Source organism: Streptomyces sp. NPDC127197 (assembly GCF_042672405.1).
GTDB lineage: Bacteria > Actinomycetota > Actinomycetes > Streptomycetales > Streptomycetaceae > Streptomyces > Streptomyces flavusporus.
Genome location: NZ_JBHXVG010000004.1, coordinates 26,079 through 45,569, shown reverse-complemented (window position 1 = coordinate 45,569; position 19,491 = coordinate 26,079). Strand labels below are relative to the sequence as shown.

Here is a 19,491-nt window from a genome sequence, read left to right as displayed (position 1 = left end):
GTTCGGCTCCTCTCCCCCTTCTGTGCGGCCCCCGGGGGTTCCCTGTTTTGGGGGTGTTGGGGCGCCCCCCCCTCACCCGGGGGGCCCCCCGGCCGGGCCCCCCCGCCGCGAAGCCTACCGGGTCCCACCGACACCTCCGCGGCGGATCACCCGAGGGCGGAGGCGACGGACACGGCACGGGACGTGATCGCATCCCGTACACCGGCCACGAGCTCGCGCGCGTCGGGCTCGGCTGCCGACGGCTCGGCGCTGTCGCAGCAGCCGGCCTGGGCCATTCGCGTCTCGTACTGCTCCGGCGGATCCCCGGGTCCCTGCTCGCGCGGGGCCTCGCCATCCGGCGGGCGCTGTTCACCGTGCTCCTCGGGATCACCGGGGTGCTGATCCCCGCCCGGCGATCCGCGCTCAGCCCGGCCTTCCGCGTCCCGCTCGGCGTGGTCCTCGCCCTCGCTCCTCTCGTCGCCGTTCTTCCGTGGCTCCACCCCCGCCTCGTCGGGCGCCGCCTCCAGCCGCCACCGCTGCTCCGCGGCGCCGTCCCGGTCGGCGACGACCACCTCCCTGCCCGCACCGGGCGCGACGACCTTGCCCTTGCGCCAGCGGAGCAGGAGTTCGCCGCGCACCGTCAGGTCGTACTGCACCTGGCCGGAGTGCACCGCACAGTCGGCCGGCCCGACCGTTCCCTTGCGGACATGCGCGTCGAGGCAGAGCGTCGGGTCGGCGACGCTGCGCAGTCGACCGTCGTCCTGGTACGACCACTGCTGCGACGCGGCGGACGAGCACACCGCAAGGACAGCCGCGGTCCCGGGCGTGCCGTTGCCGCCGTCGAGGCACAGGCCGAGGGCGAGGTTGCGCAGCCGTCCCCGGGCGACCTCGACGGGGTGGGCGGCGGAAGCGGCCGACGGTGTTCCGGCGGAGGGGGCCTCGGACGCCGGGCTCGGACTCAGGGTGTGGCTGCTGGGCACGCCCCAGGTGGCGTCCGGACCGTGGGCGACACCGTTGTCGCCGGACCAGCTCCTGGCGACGAGCACCGTCGCGAGTAACGCCAGGGAGGTCAGGCCGACGCCCACGACCACGGCCATGGAGGGTCTGCGCGACAGGGGTCCAGTGGGCCGATGGCGCCCGCCGGCTCTCGGGCGGGCGGTGCCGGTGCGGACTCGTGGGGGTGTCGGTGGTGGGGTGCGGGCGGGACGTGAGTCGAGGTAGCGGCGGGCGCCCCAGCCGAGCACGGTTTCGGCGAGGAGCACGTCCAGGCCGCCGTCGAGATGGCCGAGTTGTTCGGCGGCGTGCCGGCAGTACCGGCATGCCGTCAGATGCTGTTGCACATCCGGCAGCAGGGCTCCTCCGCGGCGCATCGGGACGTCGAGGAGACGGTTGTAGAAACGGCATTCCCTGGACGGTGCGAGTTCCCGGTGGGCGCGTACGCAGCCGGCTCGGAATTGCTCCCGCGCCCGTTCCAGAGCCGCCAACGCGGTCATCGGGTCCACGCCCAGCAGACCGGCCGGTACGGTTATCGGCTCGGCCTCGACCTCGGTGTGCCAGAGCAGGCATTGGGAGGCTCCCGGAAGAGCACGGAAAGCGCGCTCTGCGAGGAGCCGCTTTTCCGGTGTCACGGACCGTGCCGCACGCAGTCCGCGGCCGCCGGTGGGTTTGCGGAGTTCCGGCAGCAGGGCCGCCACATCGTCCTCGGCGGCCCATTCCCGGACGGTCTCCCGCACGGTCGCGAGGAGGTGCGGGCGCAGCGCACCGACGGCCGCTCCACGGCCGAGCACCTGTTGGAACGCGGCGGTGGCCGCCATCTGCGCCGACACGGCCGAGGAGGCCAGGCAGACGACCGCGTAGTCATACACCGCGCGCCAGTGCCGGGCCAGCAGCAGAGCTGCGGCCCGGCTGTCCAGGTCGGGGCCACCCAGCCGGGCAACGAGATCGTGGTCGGACTCCCCCGGGCGCGAACCGGGTCGGGGCGGGTAGGGCGGACGTGGGGGGTAAGGGGGTTGCACTGGACCATTTCCTTCCAAGCCGCAGGACACGACGCAATGCGCGTCCTTCGGAAAGCAGGTGCCTGAATGGTGCGTGCTCATGAGCCTGGCGCAGGCCTTTTGAGCCTGGCCTTTTGCCTTCCCGCGGGGTGCCACACTTTCGCACACGCGTCTCACGGGAAACAAGGAGTTCGGGTGACGGATGCTCAATCGGCCATGAATTGCCGCATGTTACCCCTGGTATCCGCACCGGCATTCGAAATCGCCGACGCTCCGGGCGTCAAGTTGTGTGCATCCAAAGCCGGTTGGTCCACAGAATCTCCCCGGAACAGGTTCACTGCCGGGCCCGGGCGACGAGATCCAACCGACCGACGCCCGGGCGGCACGGTGCACGGGGGCCCGAATTCGTGTACCGGCTCAAGGAGTTCGTCAGCGGGCTCGAGGGCAGCGACACCTCGAACCGGCGGGCCGCCGCCTGAGCGCGCGGGCGCATGGAAAGGGCCCCGCCGCAGCGACGGGGCCCATCCGATCGCTCGGACTCAGCTGTTGGGGCGAAGGGTCCAGACGACGGTCATCTCCGTAGTGACGGCGCCGTCCTCGCGCTGGATGGCGACGGCCACCGGGAACTCCGGGCGCTTGCCCTCGTCGAGTTCGGCGACAACCTCGGCGGCGGGGCGGCCGAGGGTCGCGGTGGCCGTGACGGGGCCCAGGGCGATCTTCTTGAACGCGATCTCGGCATGCACCGGCAGCGGTACCGCACGCGAGAGCTGGTCGCCGAACGCGGCCAGGACGATCGCGCCGCTGGCCGACTCGCCGAGGGTGAACATGGCCCCCGCATGCGGCCCGCCGACGTGGTTGCGGTACTCGCTCTGGTCCGGCAGGGCCAGCACGGCCTTCTCCGGAGTGGTCTCCAGGTACTCGAGGTTCAGGGTCCGAACCATCGGCACCGTGGCGGCGAGCAACTCGCCGATCGACATCTGATCTGCGCTCATGGCCGCATGTTACCCACGGGTAGCCTCGGCTGACCAGATGCAGGGGGTGACGGGCGTATCACGGTGGCCCATGTGGCAGGAGAGCAGGCGTGTCGGGCGGCCAGCCATGGGGAGCCGCTCCGACTCCCGTTTCGCTACGTCCCTGACAAGGGGCAGTGACCGAATCGTGTCCACAGCGGCACTAGGGTTACCGCTCATGTGGCCAGGACAGCAGCCGCCCGGGGGCGAGCAGAACCCGCAAGGGCAGAACAACCCGTACCAGCAGCCGGGATACCAGCAGCCGAATCCCTATCAGCAGCCCGGCTTCCAGCAGCCCAATCCCTATGCGCAGCAACCGCAGTGGGGCACACCGGCGCCGGCGGGGGCTCCGCAGCCGCAGCCGGGCGGCGGGGGTGACGGCAACCGCACGAAGCTGGTCGCGATCGTGGCGGCCACCGCCGTGGTGGTGGCCGCCGGCGTCACCGGCTTCCTGGTGCTCGGCGGCGACAAGGACGACACGGCGGACGGCGGCACCAAGAAGAAGACGAGCCCGTCGCCGTCGGCGCCCGCCGACCCGAGCGGCTCCGCGTCCGGCTCGGACGACAACCCGCGCAGCAACGAAACCGAGAAGCCGACGATCGACGGCTGGAAGGTGGTCGTCAACCCCAAGCGGGGGGTCGCCTTCGACGTGCCGGCCGACTGGGAGGTCGAGTCGCCGGGCGTGAGCATCGGCTTCGAGGACGAGAAGTCGGAGGACGCCAAGCCCCTCGCCATCATGTCGGCGCCCGCGTTCTACAAGTCGAAGTGGTGCACGACCGACGAGAACAAGGACGGCCGGACCGAGGACACGGCCCTCGCCGCGGTGGGCTCCAAGGGCGCGGACGGCGCCAAGAACACCGACGAGGTCGCCGTGAACACGGTGGCCTGGTGGGTCTACGGCGGCTACACGCAGCCCGACAAGAAGAGCATCACGTTCGACGAGAAGGCCAAGCCCTACACCACCGCGTCGGGCATCGAAGGCAGCATCGCCTGGGCCCAGTCGACGAACACGCCCCAGAAGGGCAAGTGCGCCAGCGACGGCAAGGCGGTCACGTTCGGCTTCAAGAACTCGGCCGGTGACTTCGTGTCGTGGAACTTCTACGGCGCCAAGGGCGTCGACGACGAGGTCCCCAAGGCGACCATCATGAAGATCCTCAGCACGGTACGGCTGCACGGGGAACCGACCGGGGGCTGACCAGCGGACCGACGCCGGCCTCGTGGTGCCGGCCGAGGCCGGATCCGCTTCACCCGATGCCGAAGGCTCCGCCGGGCGGCTCGGGTGACGGTACGGCGTCCTCGTCCCGGACCGGCCGGGCCGCGCCGATGAACTCCCGCAGCCCGGCCCCGTACTCGACGCGGGCCGGGAAGGCGTCGGCGGCGGTACGCCGGGCCAGGGCCGTGGTGTCGAGCGGGCGGTGCGCCGCGAGCAGCACCGCGTTGCCGAAGCGTCGGCCGCGCAGCACGGCCGGTTCGGCGATCAGCGCGAGCTCCCCGAACACCGAGGCGAAGGTGGCCAGTTGGGAGCGGAGGAAGGCGAAGGGCGCGGCGTCGGCGAGGTTGGCCAGGTAGACACCGCCGGGGCGCAGCACCCGCTCGGCCTCGCGGGCGTAGGCGACGGACGTCAGGTGGGCCGGTACCCGTGAGCCGCCGAAGACGTCGGCGACCACGACGTCCGCGCTGTCCGTCGGGGCACCGGCCAGCCAGGCGCGGGCGTCCGCCGCGTGCAGCGCGATGCCGGCGTCGGCGGGGAGCGGCAGATGCTCCACGATCAGCTCCAGGAGCCCCCGGTCGGCCTCGACGACGTCCTGCCGGGAGCCGGGCCGGGTCGCGGCCACGTATCGGGGGAGCGTGAGCGCACCCCCACCGAGGTGCAGTACGTCCAGCGGCCGGCCCGGCTCCGCGACCGTGTCCAGGACGTGCCCGAGCCGCCGCGCGTACTCGAACTCCAGATGCGTCGGCTCGTCCAGATCGACGTACGACTGCGGCGCCTCGTCGACCGTGAGCAGCCAGGCCCGCTTCCGGTCGATGTCGGGCATCAGCTTGGCGGTCCCGTGATCGACGTCTCGGATCACGGGTATGGGCTCGTTCACGGCTCCATTGTGACGGGACGGCGGGATTCGGCCGCCGCCCGGCCATGAGGTGGGCCGTCAAGTATTGCGCACGCCACTGACAGTGACCGGGCCGGAGCATCGACGTGGCCGGGGCCCGCCTCCGTTCGAGAGGCGGGCCCCGGGTTTGTCAGCCGACGGCCGTCACCGTCCCCGCGCCGACCGTGCGGCCGCCCTCGCGGATGGCGAAGCCGAGCCCGGGCTCCAGCGGCACCTCGCGGCCCAGCTCGACCGTCATGGTGACGGTGTCGCCGGGGCGGGCGACCGCCGTCTCGCCGAGGTCGATGTCGCCGACCACGTCTGCGGTGCGGATGTAGAACTGCGGCCGGTAGCCCGTCGACACCGGCGTCGCACGGCCGCCCTCGCGTGCCGACAGCACGTACACCTGGGCCGAGAAGCGGCGGCTGGGGGCCACACTGCCGGGGGCTGCCACGATGTGGCCGCGCCGCACCGCGTCCCGCGGCACGCCGCGCAGCAGCAGCGCCACGTTGTCCCCGGCCTGCGCCTCCTCCATCGGCTTGCCGAAGGTCTCCAGGCCGGTGACGACGGACTCCAGCCCGGCGCCGAGCACCTCGACCCGGTCGCCGACCCGGACCGTGCCGCGCTCGACGGCGCCCGTGACGACCGTGCCGCGGCCGGTGATGGTGAGCACGTTCTCCACCGGCAGCAGGAACGGCGCGTCCAGGTACCGCTCGGGCATCGGCACATAGGTGTCCACCGCGTCGAGCAGCGCCTCGATGGACGCCGTCCAGCGCGGGTCCCCCTCGAGGGCCTTCAGCCCGGAAACCCGTACGACGGGGACGGCGTCGCCGCCGTAGCCGTGCTCGGTGAGCAGGTCGCGGACCTCCAGCTCGACCAGGTCGGTCAGCTCCTCGTCACCGGCGTCGGCCTTGTTGAGGGCGACGACGATGTGGTCGACTCCCACCTGCCGGGCGAGCAGCACGTGTTCGGCCGTCTGCGGCATGATCCCGTCGAGTGCGGAGACGACGAGGATCGCCCCGTCGAGCTGCGCGGCGCCGGTCACCATGTTCTTGACGTAGTCGGCGTGGCCCGGCATGTCCACGTGCGCGTAGTGCCGGGTGTCGGTCTCGTACTCGACGTGCGCGATGTTGATGGTGATGCCGCGCGCCGCCTCCTCCGGGGCCCGGTCGATGCGGTCGAACGGCACGAACGTGCCGGTGCCGCGCTCGGCGAGGACCTTGGTGATGGCGGCGGTGAGCGTGGTCTTGCCGTGGTCGACGTGGCCCATCGTGCCGATGTTGAGGTGCGGTTTGGTGCGGACGTACGCCGTCTTGGGCATGGCGGTACCTCGAAGTCTCTGCGGAATGCTGAGTGATGGACCCGGCGGAGCGCATGGGCGCGCGGCCGGGACGGGGACCCCAGGAGACCTGCCGACCCTCCCCCTGCGGGGTCCGCCGGACGATCCGGGGAGGGTCAGCTTCGGGCGCCGTCGACGGTTGCCGTGACGATCAGGACGGCAGCCTTCGGGGCATCCGCTGCGGCGGATGCGGCGAGAACGAAGGCGTACCGGAACATGACGCAGATCATTGCCGACGGTTCGCCCCGCGTCGAATGGTTTTTCCCGCTGCTGCGGAGCCGGGCCTGCGCCCCGGCGTTCACGCCCCGATGTTCTTCAGCGCCTCCCGCACCGACAGCGGCGCGAACCGTCCGCGCTCACGCGCGAGGAAGGCACGTACGGCCTCGGGGTCGGTCTTGGCGTACTCGCGCAGACACCAGCCGATGGCCTTGCGGACGAAGAAGTCGGGGTGGCCGGACTGGCGCAGGCAGTAGGTGAAGAGGCGTTCGGTGTCGGTGCGGTCCTTGTAGCGCAGCTGGTGGAGCAGGGCCGTGCGGGCGACCCACAGGTCGTCGTCCACGATCCAGGCGTCCATGTCACGCTTCAGCCCCGGGTCGGCAGCCACCAGGGCGCCCACCACATGGGCGGCGATCAGGTCCACGGTGTCCCACCAGGAGACGGTGGTGACGAGCTGCCGGGCCACCGGCAGGAAGGCGGACGAGCAGCGCCCCACGTGGCGGCGCAGATAGTCGACGGCGAAGTAGTGGTACTCGCGCTCCGGGAGCTGCCAGCAGCGCAGGGCGACGGCGGTGCAGTCGGCCTCGTCGGGGCGGGCCGTGCCGGCCACGACAGTGCGGGACAGGGCACGGCGCACGGGCGTGGTCAGGCCGATGAACGGCGCCACGTCCTTCATGTACGCGCGCATGGGCCCGGCACGCTCGGGATCGGCGGCTGCGGCGTATGTCACAGTCAGCCGTTCCAGCAGCGTGTCGGCGAGCACGCTGCGCGGGACACCCACCGTTCCCGTACCTGTGACGCCCATGAGACGAACCATACGGCGATCACACATATTTGTCGGTTAGTGTCACCGGATGCTCGATGCCACCACCCGCTCCGGGGGCACCGCCACGGCCTCTTCCCAGGCCACCACAACTGTCCCGGAACTCGCGGCCGCAGTGCCCGGCGCCGGCACCGTCCCCGTCCGGCTCGGTCTCACCGCGCGCTGCGCGAGAGTCCTGCTCTCGCCCTGGTCCCGGTTCTCGCTGCTCGTCGCGCTGCTCGTGGGAGCCGCGTCGGCGGTCCTGCTCTTCGAACCGCAGCGGCTGCTGGCGCACGGCTGGCCGCCTCAGCTGGGCGGTGTGGCCGCGGCGCTCGTGTTCGCGGTGGCGTACGGACTGGTCACCGTGGCGTTCGTGCCGCGGCCGCTGCTGAGCCTGGCGGCGGGTGCGCTGTTCGGCTCGCAGCTGGGCACCGCGACGGCGGTCGCAGGTTCGGTGCTCGGCGCGGGGATCGCCTTCGGGCTCGGCCGGGTGCTGGGCCAGGACGCGCTGCGCCCGCTGCTGCGGGGCAGGCTACTGACCACCGTCGACGGTCAGTTCAGCCGGCACGGGTTCCGTTCGATGCTGGCGGTGCGGCTGTTCCCGGGCGTGCCCTTCTGGGCGGCGAACTACTGCGCCGCCGTGTCCCGCATGGGCTGGCTGCCGTTCCTGCTCGCGACGGCGCTCGGGACGCTCCCGAACACCGCCGCGTATGTCGTCGCCGGCGCCCGTGCCTCCACGCCGACGTCGCCCGTCTTTCTCATCGCGATGGCCTGCATCGCCGTACCGGGCCTGGCGGCCGCGGTGGTGGCCTGGCGCAAGCGTCACCACCTGCGGGGGCGCTGACCGCCGGTCACACGGCTTGCAGGATCATCGCGTTGGCGAGGCCGCCCGCCTCGCACATCGTCTGCAGGGCGTAGCGGGCGCCACGCTCACGCATGGCGTGCACGAGGGTGGTGGTCAGCCGGGTGCCGCTCGCGCCGAGCGGGTGACCGACGGCGATCGCACCGCCGTGCACGTTGACCTTGGCGAGGTCGGCACCGGTCTCCTGCTGCCAGGCGAGGACGACGCTGGAGAAGGCCTCGTTGACCTCGAACAGGTCGATGTCGTCGAGGGTCAGGGAGGCCCTGCGCAGCACCTTCTCGGTCGCCGGGATGACGCCGGTGAGCATCAGCAGCGGGTCGGAGCCGGTGACGGCGAAGCTGTGCAGCCGGGCGAGGGGGCGCAGGCCGAGGCGGGCCGCGGTCTCGCTCGAGGTGATGAGGACGGCGGAGGCGCCGTCGTTGATGGGGCTGGCGTTGCCCGCGGTGACGTTCCACTCGATCTGCGGGAAGCGCTCGGCAAACCCGGGGTCGTAGTAGGCGGGCTTGAGGCCGGCCAGGATCTCCGGAGTGCTGCCCGGACGCACGCACTCGTCGCGCGCGACGCCCTCCAGGGGTGCGACCTCGGCGTCGAAGAGGCCGCTCGCCCAGGCCGCCGCGGCCTTCTGGTGCGAGGAGACGGCGAAGGCGTCCATCTGCTCGCGCGTGATGGACCACTTGGCGGCGATGAGCTCGGCGCTGATGCCCTGCGGAACCAGGCCCTCGGGGTAGCGCTCGGCGACGCCGGGCCCGAAAGGATCCTTGCCGGCCGGGACGTTCGACCACATCGGCACACGGCTCATCGACTCGACGCCACAGGCGACCACGAGGTCGTACGCGCCGGAGATGACGCCCTGCGCCGCGAAGTGCACGGCCTGCTGGGACGAACCGCACTGGCGGTCCACCGTGGTCGCCGGGACCGTCTCGGGGAAGCCGGCCGAGAGCACGGCGTACCGGGTGGTGTTCATGGCCTGTTCGCCGACCTGGTCGACGGTGCCGCCGATGACGTCGTCGATGAGCGCCGGGTCGACGCCGGAGCGCTCGACGAGGGTGCGCAGGGTGTGGGCGAGGAGTTCGACGGGGTGGACGTGGGCGAGCGAGCCGTTCGGCTTGCCCTTGCCCACGGGGGTGCGTACGGCTTCGACGATGACTGCGTCACGCATGGTGCGGGCCTCCTTGGCCGCCGGGACGATCACTGCAGCGACCAACCGGCTCGAGCGACCGGCCCGATCGACAGGCCGTGCGACCGGCTCGCTACTAGTGAGTAGGAAATCCGAACTCACCCTAGCCCAGCAGGTTGGAAAATCAAACCCTCACATATGCTGGGCTCCATGGCCGCCACCAAAGACCCGCGCCCCTGCTCGATCGCCGACGCCCTGGCACTGGTCGGCGAGAAGTACTCCCTGCTCGTCCTGAGGGAGGTGTGCCTGGGCAACGGCCGCTTCGACCAGCTCGTGCGCAACATCGGCGCCCCGCGCGACATCCTGGCGACGCGGCTGCGCCGCCTGGTGGACGCCGGAATCCTCACGAAACGCGCCTACAACGAACGCCCGCAGCGCTTCGAGTACCGGCCCACCCAGGCAGGGCTCGAACTGGAGCCGGTCCTGCTGACCCTCATGGAGTGGGGCAACCGCCACCTGCGCAGCGAGGACGACCGCCCCATGGTGCTGGAGCACGTCTGCGGCAACGAACTGGTCCCCGTGGTCACCTGCCGCGCCTGCGGCGACCCGGTGTCCCACGAGGACCTGACGCCCCACCCGCAGGCCCCGGGCTGGACGGTGACGGGGCCTGCGGCGGCGTGAACGGCGGCTGGGCCTGTCCGGCGGATCATGCCGGACAGCACACCTAACCGGCGGGATACACCTCGAGCCGCCCGCACATCCCGAACTTCCCGCGCGCCGAGGGCTGTTCCGCCCGTACGACGGCCCCCGCGAGGTGAGACAGGTCCCCGCGTTCGAGCCGGTCGAGCTGCTCCCCCGTCGCCGCGGCGGCCGCCTGGGCACCGCGGCGCCAGCGCTCACGCCACTCGGCGAGCCGGGGCCGGACCAGCGCGGCCGCGGCGATGTGGAACTCGGCCAGGGCCTGCGGCCCCTCGGCCCGCAGCACCCGGTAGCCCTCGAGGGCGAGGTCGCGCCGCGCGCGGGCGATGCGCTCCTGCTCCACCACGGGCGCGTCGGCCGGGATCACCGTCGCGGCGGCGTACGTCTCCGGATCGGTGAGGTACTTCGGCGGCAGGGTCAGCACCGCGTCCCCCGCCTCCGGCAGCCCGCTGTTCTGCATCAGGACGGTGATGCGTAGCTCGGCGTCGTTGACGAGGCGGTGGATCGTGCCGGGCGTGAACCACGCGACCGTGCCGGGCGCGAGGGGCGTGACCTCGTAACCGGACGTCGTGAGCGTCTGCACGGTTCCCCGGCCGGCGGTGACGACGTACGCCTCCGAACAGGTCAGATGCATATGGGGAGTTCCGCCGCACACCCCGTCCGCCGCCGGCCAGTCGTAGACGGACAGGTGGGAGACGGCGACCCCGCCCGGGAGCCCTGTGAAGGCTCCGGGCGGTCCGGCGGACTCAGTGCTGCTCACCATGGATGCGCCTCCAGGTACTTGGCGATCTCCTCCCGTTCCCAGGCTCCGTCGGCGACGACGACCCGGTAGCGGCGGGCGAGGGTGTCGCCGGGTGCTAGTTCCAGTTCCTCGTGGAAGGCCCAGGAGGGGGCGACGGCGGCGAACGGCTCGTTGCGGACGAACCAGTGCGCGGGGTGGGTGCCCCCGGCTCCGGTGTGGTCGTTCTCCGGGGCGTGCGCGAACACAAGCGTCGCGTGCCCGTCGAGGCCGTCGTGCTCCCCCGAGTACGCCAGCCAGGGGGCCTGCTCCCCCATCAGCTCCGGCCCCTCACTGTCGGGGCCGAGGACGCGCCCGTCCCGGAAGGCCCTCGGTCCCCGCCAGAACAGGCCCGTGTAGCCGGCCGTCTCGCGGCCCGCGGTGGTCGGGCTGCCGAACAGCAGCGGTTCGTCCCGCCGGTTGGTGATGGCGCTCGTCCAGGTCAGCGCCCACGAGCCGGCCGCCGGGTCCACGTCGTGCACCTCGATCCGGCGCTCCTCGTCGGCCCACAGCTCCCCGGTGTACGGGTGCCAGGTGAGCCGCTCGGCGATCATCACGCGGGAACCGTCCGAGGCGACCTCGTCGAAGCCGACGTGCGCCATCGAGCCGACGCGCTCCGGAAGCGCGAGATATCCCTCGCCGTGAACATATGTGTTGCCACCCCACAGGTTCTGGCCGGAGAGATGGGAGGCCGTCATCTGCAGGCCCTTGTGCCACCGGTGGTCGTTGGGCCGGTAGTCCGTGACGACGGCGCCCGCCAGGGTCCGGATCGGGTGCAGATACGGCTTCGGGGCCTCCCAGGCCGACTCGGGCCGGTAGACGTAGCTGAAGAGTTCGACGCCGGTGGTGGGTTCGGTGACCGTGATCCGGTCACCGTGCGCGTGGACGATCTGCAGGCCGGTCATGCGGACACCTCCTGGCTCGGGGCGGATTCGCGCACGACGGGGGCCCAGCCGGGCGCGCCCCCGTGCAGTGCCGTGTAGTACGGGTCACCGGGGCCGATCTCACCTCGCCGCACCGTCGTGTCCGTGAACGCCGACTTGTACAGCGCGGTGATCAGCTCCAGGCTCTTGCGGCCGTCCGGCCCGCTGCTGCGCGGCCGCTCGCCCGCACGCATGCTCGTGACCAGCTCGCGCAGCTGTGCCAGATGCGAGCTGGGCACGTCGTCGCCGAAGTCCTGCCAGGCCATGGCGTCCGCCTCCGGCACGTCCGGCGCCGGGGTGATGCGCCAGTCGGCGTTGGCGTGGCCGTACAGGTGGGTGAGTTCGACGGTGGCGCGCTCGCAGTCGACGCGGATGCGGCTCACCTCGTCGGGGCTGAGGACGCTGTTCACGACGGTCGCCATGGTGCCGTTCTCGAAGCGGACCAGGGCCGTCGAGACGTCCTCAGTCTCCACGTCGTGCACCAGCCGGCCGGCCATCGCGCGCACCTCGCTCCACGGCCCGAGCAGATCGAGCAGCAGATCCATCTGGTGGATCCCGTGTCCCATGGCAGGGCCGCCGCCCTCCGTATGCCAGCGTCCGCGCCAGGGGACGGCGTAGTAGGCGGCGTCGCGGTACCAGGTGGTCTGGCAGTGCGCCACCAGCGGCCGGCCCATGGCCTGCTCGGCGAGCAGCCGGCGTACGTGCCGGGCGCCGGAGCCGAACCGGTGCTGGAAGACGATCGAGGCGTACGGCCCGCCGGTCGGCTCCTCCGCCGCCTCGACGGCGTCGAAGTCGGCGAGCGTGGGCACCGGCGGCTTCTCGCACCACACCCAGGCACCGGAGCGCAGTGCGGCGATGGTCTGCTCGCGGTGCAGCGTCGGCGGCGTGCAGATCGTGACCAGGTCGGGCTGCTGTTCCCGCAGCATCAGCTCCAGGTCGGTGTACGCGTGCGGGATCCCGCCCGTCGCACAGAACTCCCGGACCGCAGCGGCGTCGATGTCGACCGCCGCAACAACCTCCGTCTCGCCCTCCTCGGCGAGCCGGGCCAGTGCGGGCAGATGGCAGCCGCGGGCGATGCCGCCCGTGCCGATGACGGCGGTTCTGACGGGGCGGTCGGAGAGCGGGGCGGAGGGGGATCGGGAGGCCTGGGGGTCGTCTGTCGCGGATGTCTCGGACGCCGTGGGTGTCGCGGATGTCACACGTGTCACCGGTGTCGCGGGCGTGGGCATGGACCTGATCAGCACTCCTCCGGGGTTTCCTGGACATGTAGCAAGCGCTTTCCCCACCGCAACGTAGGCCCGCCGCCGCAACCGGTCAACACCCCGGACCGATCACCGTCGATCACCCGGCAAGCCCCCTGTGCCGGGCCCGATCTCGCGGGACGCTACCCTTCCCCTCGACACAACCGATCACCGCGCGCGGAGGCTCGGTGTGTCCGTCGTCCGTTCCACGATCGGCACTTGGACTCCGTAACTTCATGTCTTGGTTCGAATCACTCATCCTCGGACTCGTCCAGGGGCTGACCGAATTCCTCCCCGTGTCCTCCAGCGCGCACCTGCGCCTGACCGCGGCCTTCTCCGGCTGGGAGGACCCGGGCGCCGCCTTCACGGCGATCACGCAGATCGGCACGGAGACCGCCGTGCTGATCTACTTCCGCCAGGACATCGGACGCATCGTCTCCGCCTGGTTCCGCTCGCTGTACGACAAGGCGTGGCGCAGTGACCACGATGCGCAGATGGGCTGGCTGGTGATCGTCGGCTCGATCCCGATCGGGCTGCTCGGTGTCACGTTCAAGGACCAGATCGAGGGGCCGTTCCGAGATCTGCGGATCACCGCGACGATGCTGATCGTGGTCGGCGTGATCATCGGCATCGCCGACCGGATGGCGGCCCGCGACGAGAGCGGGGGCCGGCACCGGGCGCCGAGCCAGCGCAAGGAACTGAAGGACCTGGGCGTCAAGGACGGCCTGATCTTCGGCCTCTGCCAGGCCATGGCCCTCATCCCGGGCGTCTCCCGCTCCGGTGCCACCATCAGCGGCGGCCTCTTCATGGGCTACCGGCGCGAGGCCGCGGCCCGCTACTCGTTCCTGCTCGCGATTCCCGCGGTGCTCGCCTCGGGCCTGTTCGAACTGAACGACGCGATGGAGACCGGCCATGTGTCGTGGGGGCCGACGATCTTCGCGACGGTGATCGCCTTCGGCACCGGGTACGCGGTCATCGCCTGGTTCATGAAGTTCATCTCGACCAAGAGCTTCATGCCGTTCGTCTGGTACCGCATAGCGCTCGGCATCGTGATCGTCGCGCTGGTGACGATGGGCGTCCTGAGCCCCCACGCGGCGGAGTCGGCGGGCTGACACCCCGGGGCGGTGACCAAGCCCATACGGGATGAGTAGCCGCCCGGTAGCGCAGTGTCAGTGCTTGCCCCTAGGCTTGCTCGCATGTCCCCTGACTCCATGGCCCCTGGTTCCGTGCGGTCTGCTGCCGAGGTGAACGAGCAGATCCGTGAGCTGTGGCTGCGTGCGGGCGGCACGCTGTCCGCTCAGGAGCGGGCGGAGTACGAGCTGTTGGTGGTCGAGTGGGCCGCGGCCATCCGCGGCGAGGTCATCGAGGCGGCCTGACGGCGACGGCATGAACCATCTCGCTGACGTGCCGCCGCGGCGCGGTCTCGTCGTCTTCCTCAACGGCACGTCCAGTTCCGGCAAGTCGAGCATCGCGGCCGAGTTGCTGCGGATCCTCGCCGAACCGTACTTCCACATGCCGGTCGACGCTTTCCACGCGATGCGGTCCCCCACCCCCGTCCCGCCGGACCAACTGGACACGATGCTGCACCGGACCTGGCAGGGCTACCACCGCGCAGTCGCCGGAATGGCCGCCGCCGGCAACAACGTCGTCATGGACCACATTCTCAGTGCCGAGTGGCGGCTCCGGGACTGCCTGTCACTGTTCGTACCGCAGGACGTGGTCCTCGTCGGCGTGCACTGCCCCCTGGACGAGCTGGAGCGGCGAGAGCGTGAGCGCGGGAACCGGCCCGTCGGACTCGCCGCCCGCCAGCTGAAGCAGGTCCACGCCCACGGCGTCTACGACCTCGAGTGCGACACCAGCGTCTCCACCCCCCTCGAATGCGCCCGCCGCATCAGGGACTTCCTGCCTGCCAGACCCACTCCCACCGCCTTCCAGCGTCTGCGCGCGGGCAGCTGACGACGCTCACCGCCCTGACCGCCACTCGTTTCCGACTGGACTGAAGATCGTTTACGGGACAGCCCTTACGCACACCCTTGGAGCTCGTAACACGATCGCGGACGGGCCTTCTTGAGGCGTCTCCAGCAAATGAGGCGTCACCGGCCGGCTTGGGACGTGTTCGCGGACATCAGCTCGCCCGGTCCGGATCGCGGCCGGGGCCCGCTTCCCGCCCGCGGCGAGGTGTCGACCATGGGGAGACGGTCGGGTCGGAGGCGATCGGCCCGAACACGGCAGGCTCGGACTAATGGAGTGGCCTGGGGGCGGCCCGTGCCGACCTGCCGAGTGCCGCTGCCGCCGCGCGGCGTATGCCGGTTTTCCAGGAGGTACGCCGCTGTCCGAGGTCCTTGATGTCAACGGATGATGTCAGGCGTTGGTTCGATGACCGTGGCGGCCTGCCCGCTGCGGAAAACAAGGGTCTTCCGTTTTGACTGGCGGAGGCGTAGGTTCCGCTTACCCCGCGCCGGCGCCTTTGGAGGCGCTGGCCCGCCGGTTCCGGGACGGCGGGCCGCGCGGGGGCCAATTGCCTGGTCGCGATCTTGTCCCGGCAAACGGTGCTCGCTGCCCGGGCGCCGGTACGGGGCAGCTCTGAGCGAGAACGTCGGTGATCGTCAGTCTGGGCTGGGGGCGCCCGACCGGCGAAGGGGATGCCGATGCGTCCGTCCTGTTGCTGCACGCGAACGGCAAGGTCCGCAGCGACGCCGACTTCTCCAACAACCCGGTTGCCGCCGACAACCCGGTTGCCGCCGACGGGAGCGTGCAGCTTCTGGGCAAGATGCCGACGGCAGACGGAAGCGAGGATCGGATCAGCTTCGGCTTGACCGCGGTCCCGTCCGAGGTCGACCGCATCGTCGTGGCTGCCAGCCGGTACGAGGCGCTCGCTTCGGAGAACTGGAGGACGTGAAGCTGTCGTTGGCGGACGGGAGCGGTGAGGAACTCCTCCACTTCGCCATCGACGACGCCGACTCGGTGAGCGCGATCATCTTCGGCGAGCTGTGCCGTGTGGCAAAGGGTGGAAGTTCCGCGCCGTCAGTCAGGGCCACGACACGGGCCTCGCCGGTCTGGCCACGGACTTCGGCGTAGACATCGAGGACAACGCGGCAGAGGAAGCACAGGACAACGCCGCCATCGCCGATCAGGGGACATGACGGCACCGGCGTCGGCTGACGAACCGACGCCGCAAGGGCCCCTGGGGGCCGTCCCCGCTCCTCGGCGGCCTGACGCCCCGAGACGGTCAGCGCTTCCACGCGGCGGGGAAACGGCCCTCGCGGAGACGGCGGGCAGGGCGATTTCCGGGCACTGATTTTCGACTCCCGTTCACTGCGACGGAGAGCACCCGCCGCAGCACCGTGCGGGTTGCCGGTACCACGGCCGCGCTCTTCAGACACCTGCGCTCACACCGGCTACTTGTCCGTGGCCTCCGGTGCCGGAGCGATGCCCGTCGGGCACGAGGCTCACCTGTTTCCTTTGTGATCCGTAGTGATGCCATGTCTGTTGGCGCCGCGCCTGTGGCCGATGCCTGTACCGGTGTCGCGTATGAATACGTCGATCGAATGCATGACCCTTTCGCGGGGCTGTCGTTGATCGGATGACAGCACCACGCACGGAAAAAGGGGGGTACTGGTGAGCCGGAAGCTGCCACTCGCCGACGGCGAGACCTCCCGTACCGCATGCGCCCGCGGACTGTTGCGTGCCGGGGTGGACGAGAAGACCGGCGAACTCCTGACCGCCTCCGTGCTCGTGGAGCGTGTGGGGTGGTGCGCCGAGCTGGTGTCCGGCATGGCCGACGCGCTGATGACGGAGCACTGGAATGCCGCCGACGTGAACGTGCTGGCATCCGGGGAGGATGCAGGCGGCCGGAGGCTGCCGTCGAAGGCGTGGATGGCGCTGCGCCGCCTGGGCTGGACCGCTCAGCCGTCCGAGGGGGTCAAGGTCAATGACCGGATCGTGCGGATGGCGCAGGAGCAGGCCGGGCGCGTTCTGCGGTCGGCGAAGTGGCGTGCCGACCTGACCGCCGGAATCCTGGCCACGTGGCCGGGAGATCCAGCCAGACGCACGGCCGGCGAGTGGGACGCGGTACGCGAGGCAGTGCCCGGCGGGCAGTACCTGCCCTCCAGTGTGATCAGGTCCCGCACCCGTCAGACGGCGGCCTTCGCCCGGAAGACGGGCCGGATGCCGGCCGACGCCTTCGAACTGGAGCCCACGCCCCACACAGCGCGCATGCTGCTGCTGTCCGCATGTGACGGCCAGCAGGCCACCATCGAACGCGCCGACGATCCCGGCCGAGCCCTGCTGCGCCTGCAGCTGCCCACTCGGCCCGCCCCGTCCTCCTACAAGGACTGGACATGGGTCGCGTGTCCCATCAGCCTGCCGCCGACGATCCCGGCCGGTGCGGTGCTGCACCTGCCCACCCTGCGCCTCCACGCTGGTCGCGTGCATGCCGATCTCGCCTATACCCACGCCGTCCCGAAGGCCGCCCCCACCGGACACACGGTCGCGCTCGGCGTGGACTGGGGCCTGAACACCCTCCTCAGCGCGGGCGCGGCCAGACTCCACGCTGATGGCACCATCACCGCCCTCGGCTCCGGCGCCCAGTTCCGCGCCGCCGGCGTCCTCACCAAACAGCACCGGCTGCGCCGCCAGTCCGAGCGCCTGCACGCGAAGACCGACCACTACCAGCGGCTCTCCGACGACGAACGACACCCGCTGACCGCCAGGCATGCGGTCCTGGCCGACGAGATCCGGCACGTGTCCGACCGCCGCTCGAACCTCAACGACGCCCTGGCGTGGGCCGCCGCCCGCTGGGCGGTCGATCAGGCGATCGCCGCCGGGGCAGGCGTGATCTACCTGGAAGACCTGCGGTCGATGGAAGCATCCGGCATGGGCCGCACCATGAACACCCGCCTGTCCCAGCAAGTACGCGGCCAGATCACCGACCGCATGCGGCACCTGGCCGCCGAAGCCGGTATCGCCGTGGTCATGGTCCCGGCCCGGAACACCTCCAGGCACTGCCCGCGGTGCCTCACCCCGCTGCGGCACCGCAAGGCCCCGGACCGGCCGACCGTCCCGGGCTGGAAGTGGGCCGTCTGCCCCAACCACGACTGCGCCTGGCAGGGCGACCGTGACCACGGCGCCTGGCGGCGTATCGCGGCACGCGGCCTGACCCACCAGACCAAGACCGTGGTGGACCGCGCCAGCGGCGCCATGGTCATCCGGTCGGTCGTGGACAAGCTCGAAGCCCGAGCCGTGGTCACCCCGGCCACGAAGACCAGCCGGAAGGACCGGTCGAAGACCGGACCCACCCGGCGCAGAACCACACGCCCCGCGCCCAGGCGACGCAGGGCACCCTCCCCCACCGGCCCCTGCGGTCCGGCGGGCAAGCGTCCGGAGGGACACGCACCACCGGGCCGGACCCGGCTGCCCCGCGCAGCCCACCGGCACCAGGGCGTGACGACGATCAGCACCTCCTCCCCCAGACTTCGTCCGGGGGGACCCCCATCCCGCCGACACCGGCCACGAGGGGCGGCACTGGGCGCGGGGTTCCATCTCCACGCCCACGCTTCCCCGCCACGGTGGGAAACGATCCCGGAAACTCAATCCGACTCAGGATCGCTTAGCTGATCAGAGACGCTATGAGCAGTGCTTGATCCACGTCATACGGTCCCGCTTCCAGGACGGCGGGAAGCGGCCGTCGGGGGCCGCCGCCCAGCCGATCCCCGGGTGGTACACCTCGTAGACGGTGATCGTGGACTCGGTGTGGCGGGCTCGTATCCGGAATCTGGGTTCCGGCTGGTCGACCTGATCATTCACACGGAACAGCCTCGCCCGCGGCAGCCGCCACGAGCACCGAATATCACGGCACGCCCTCTTGGCGCGGCCCGCCCCGTGCCCAACACTGAGCCGATGACGCAGCGTGTGGAGCTCGCGGCCGTGATGGACCGGCTCGCCGTCGACGGACTGATCACCGACTACGCCGTGGCAGTGGACGACGGCGACTGGGAGGCGTACCGAAATCTGTTCACATCGGACGGACGGGCGGACTACCGCTCGGCCGGCGGTATCGAAGGCGACGCCCGCCAGGTGGCCGCGTGGCTCGCCGAGAGCCTGCGGGTGTTCTCGATGCGGCAGCATCTGATCGTCAACCGCCGGATGCGGTTCGACGTTCTGGAGCGGGACACCGGCGACACGGCACGGGTCCAGGCCGACTACGTCAATCCGATGCGTTTCGCCGACGAGGGCTCCACGGAGCCCGACTTCGTGTGCGGCGGCCGGTACGCCTTCGGGCTGCTGCGGACCGACGACGGCTGGCGGCTGCGCGAGGTGATCGTTCAGGAGAAGTGGCGGCGACTGCCCGAGAAGGCCGAAGTACCCGTGATCAACTGAGCCGACGCCCTCTGTACCGAGATCGTCGTCAGCGCGACACTGGATCCACGGGTAGGGAGGCGCCGT

18 protein-coding genes and 1 pseudogene are annotated in these 19,491 nt (G+C 71.1%); 9 read left to right on the top strand and 10 right to left on the bottom strand.

What is annotated here, in order from left to right; genetic code table 11:
- Positions 1-146 precede the first annotated feature (146 nt).
- Both ACFVJQ_RS07685 and ACFVJQ_RS07680 read right to left on the bottom strand, forming a co-directional pair.
- A complete protein-coding gene (locus tag ACFVJQ_RS07685) occupies positions 147-1,994 on the bottom strand; it encodes a ricin-type beta-trefoil lectin domain protein (protein WP_385781715.1) in 1,848 nt (615 codons plus the stop codon).
- A gap of 518 nt (positions 1,995-2,512) precedes the next feature.
- Positions 2,513-2,950: a DUF4442 domain-containing protein gene (locus ACFVJQ_RS07680; RefSeq protein WP_129797489.1), complete on the bottom strand. Its 438-nt coding sequence runs from the start codon at positions 2,948-2,950 to the stop codon at positions 2,513-2,515.
- Between the two features lie 211 nt (positions 2,951-3,161).
- Here ACFVJQ_RS07680 and ACFVJQ_RS07675 point away from each other — a divergent pair, with 211 nt between their 5' ends.
- Positions 3,162-4,178 carry a hypothetical protein gene (locus ACFVJQ_RS07675; protein WP_385515363.1) on the top strand — a complete coding sequence of 339 codons (1,017 nt, stop codon included), beginning with the start codon at positions 3,162-3,164 and terminating at the stop codon, positions 4,176-4,178.
- Between the two features lie 49 nt (positions 4,179-4,227).
- Here the strand turns inward: ACFVJQ_RS07675 and ACFVJQ_RS07670 are convergent, their stop codons facing one another.
- The 3 genes from ACFVJQ_RS07670 to ACFVJQ_RS07660 all read right to left on the bottom strand — a co-directional run bounded on the left by ACFVJQ_RS07670 (position 4,228) and on the right by ACFVJQ_RS07660 (position 7,430).
- Positions 4,228-5,073: a spermidine synthase gene (locus ACFVJQ_RS07670; RefSeq protein WP_385781712.1), complete on the bottom strand. Its 846-nt coding sequence runs from the start codon at positions 5,071-5,073 to the stop codon at positions 4,228-4,230.
- A 148-nt stretch (positions 5,074-5,221) separates the two neighbouring features.
- Positions 5,222-6,391 (bottom strand): elongation factor Tu, encoded by a 1,170-nt coding sequence (gene tuf, locus ACFVJQ_RS07665; protein WP_224736970.1) that lies wholly within the window; start codon positions 6,389-6,391, stop codon positions 5,222-5,224.
- 316 nt (positions 6,392-6,707) lie between these two features.
- Complete coding sequence (locus ACFVJQ_RS07660) at positions 6,708-7,430, bottom strand: DNA alkylation repair protein (RefSeq protein ID WP_385515361.1); 723 nt, start codon at positions 7,428-7,430, stop codon at positions 6,708-6,710.
- A 49-nt stretch (positions 7,431-7,479) separates the two neighbouring features.
- On the opposite strand from ACFVJQ_RS07660, the gene ACFVJQ_RS07655 reads away from it, so the two are divergent.
- Entirely contained in the window at positions 7,480-8,271 is a 792-nt protein-coding gene (locus ACFVJQ_RS07655) for a TVP38/TMEM64 family protein (RefSeq protein WP_385515360.1), read from the top strand.
- A gap of 7 nt (positions 8,272-8,278) precedes the next feature.
- Here the strand turns inward: ACFVJQ_RS07655 and ACFVJQ_RS07650 are convergent, their stop codons facing one another.
- Complete coding sequence (locus ACFVJQ_RS07650; RefSeq protein ID WP_385515359.1) at positions 8,279-9,448, bottom strand: thiolase family protein; 1,170 nt, start codon at positions 9,446-9,448, stop codon at positions 8,279-8,281.
- Positions 9,449-9,616: 168 nt separating this feature from the next.
- Here ACFVJQ_RS07650 and ACFVJQ_RS07645 point away from each other — a divergent pair, with 168 nt between their 5' ends.
- Positions 9,617-10,087 (top strand): winged helix-turn-helix transcriptional regulator, encoded by a 471-nt coding sequence (locus tag ACFVJQ_RS07645; protein ID WP_385515358.1) that lies wholly within the window; start codon positions 9,617-9,619, stop codon positions 10,085-10,087.
- Positions 10,088-10,130: 43 nt separating this feature from the next.
- On the opposite strand, the gene ACFVJQ_RS07640 is transcribed toward ACFVJQ_RS07645, so the two are convergent.
- From ACFVJQ_RS07640 to ACFVJQ_RS07630, 3 genes are read right to left on the bottom strand one after another with little or no spacing between them, the layout of a single operon-like run.
- Complete coding sequence (locus ACFVJQ_RS07640) at positions 10,131-10,868, bottom strand: cupin domain-containing protein (protein WP_385515357.1); 738 nt, start codon at positions 10,866-10,868, stop codon at positions 10,131-10,133.
- Positions 10,862-11,788 carry a PmoA family protein gene (locus ACFVJQ_RS07635; RefSeq protein ID WP_385515356.1) on the bottom strand — a complete coding sequence of 309 codons (927 nt, stop codon included), beginning with the start codon at positions 11,786-11,788 and terminating at the stop codon, positions 10,862-10,864. Before ACFVJQ_RS07635 ends, ACFVJQ_RS07640 begins: the two co-directional genes overlap by 7 nt.
- Positions 11,785-13,035 carry a Gfo/Idh/MocA family protein gene (locus tag ACFVJQ_RS07630; protein ID WP_385515355.1) on the bottom strand — a complete coding sequence of 417 codons (1,251 nt, stop codon included), beginning with the start codon at positions 13,033-13,035 and terminating at the stop codon, positions 11,785-11,787. Before ACFVJQ_RS07630 ends, ACFVJQ_RS07635 begins: the two co-directional genes overlap by 4 nt.
- 248 nt (positions 13,036-13,283) lie before the next feature.
- On the opposite strand from ACFVJQ_RS07630, the gene ACFVJQ_RS07625 reads away from it, so the two are divergent.
- From ACFVJQ_RS07625 to ACFVJQ_RS07605, 5 genes and pseudogenes are all read left to right on the top strand, one after another.
- On the top strand, positions 13,284-14,159 hold the full coding sequence (locus tag ACFVJQ_RS07625) for an undecaprenyl-diphosphate phosphatase (protein ID WP_385515354.1): 876 nt from the start codon (positions 13,284-13,286) through the stop codon (positions 14,157-14,159).
- Positions 14,160-14,243: 84 nt separating this feature from the next.
- A complete protein-coding gene (locus tag ACFVJQ_RS07620) occupies positions 14,244-14,423 on the top strand; it encodes a hypothetical protein (protein WP_224736961.1) in 180 nt (59 codons plus the stop codon).
- A gap of 10 nt (positions 14,424-14,433) precedes the next feature.
- Positions 14,434-15,003 (top strand): chloramphenicol phosphotransferase CPT family protein, encoded by a 570-nt coding sequence (locus ACFVJQ_RS07615; protein WP_385515353.1) that lies wholly within the window; start codon positions 14,434-14,436, stop codon positions 15,001-15,003.
- A gap of 643 nt (positions 15,004-15,646) precedes the next feature.
- Positions 15,647-16,291, top strand: a pseudogene (locus ACFVJQ_RS07610) (TerD family protein); the annotation flags it as partial.
- 374 nt (positions 16,292-16,665) lie between these two features.
- The gene (locus ACFVJQ_RS07605; RefSeq protein ID WP_385781704.1) at positions 16,666-18,663 is read left to right on the top strand and encodes a zinc ribbon domain-containing protein; all 1,998 of its coding nucleotides are present in this window, start codon (positions 16,666-16,668) and stop codon (positions 18,661-18,663) included.
- Between the two features lie 9 nt (positions 18,664-18,672).
- On the opposite strand, the gene ACFVJQ_RS07600 is transcribed toward ACFVJQ_RS07605, so the two are convergent.
- The gene (locus tag ACFVJQ_RS07600) at positions 18,673-18,852 is read right to left on the bottom strand and encodes a DUF4291 family protein (protein ID WP_385781701.1); all 180 of its coding nucleotides are present in this window, start codon (positions 18,850-18,852) and stop codon (positions 18,673-18,675) included.
- Between the two features lie 93 nt (positions 18,853-18,945).
- On the opposite strand from ACFVJQ_RS07600, the gene ACFVJQ_RS07595 reads away from it, so the two are divergent.
- A complete protein-coding gene (locus ACFVJQ_RS07595; protein ID WP_385515351.1) occupies positions 18,946-19,425 on the top strand; it encodes a nuclear transport factor 2 family protein in 480 nt (159 codons plus the stop codon).
- Positions 19,426-19,491 lie beyond the last annotated feature (66 nt).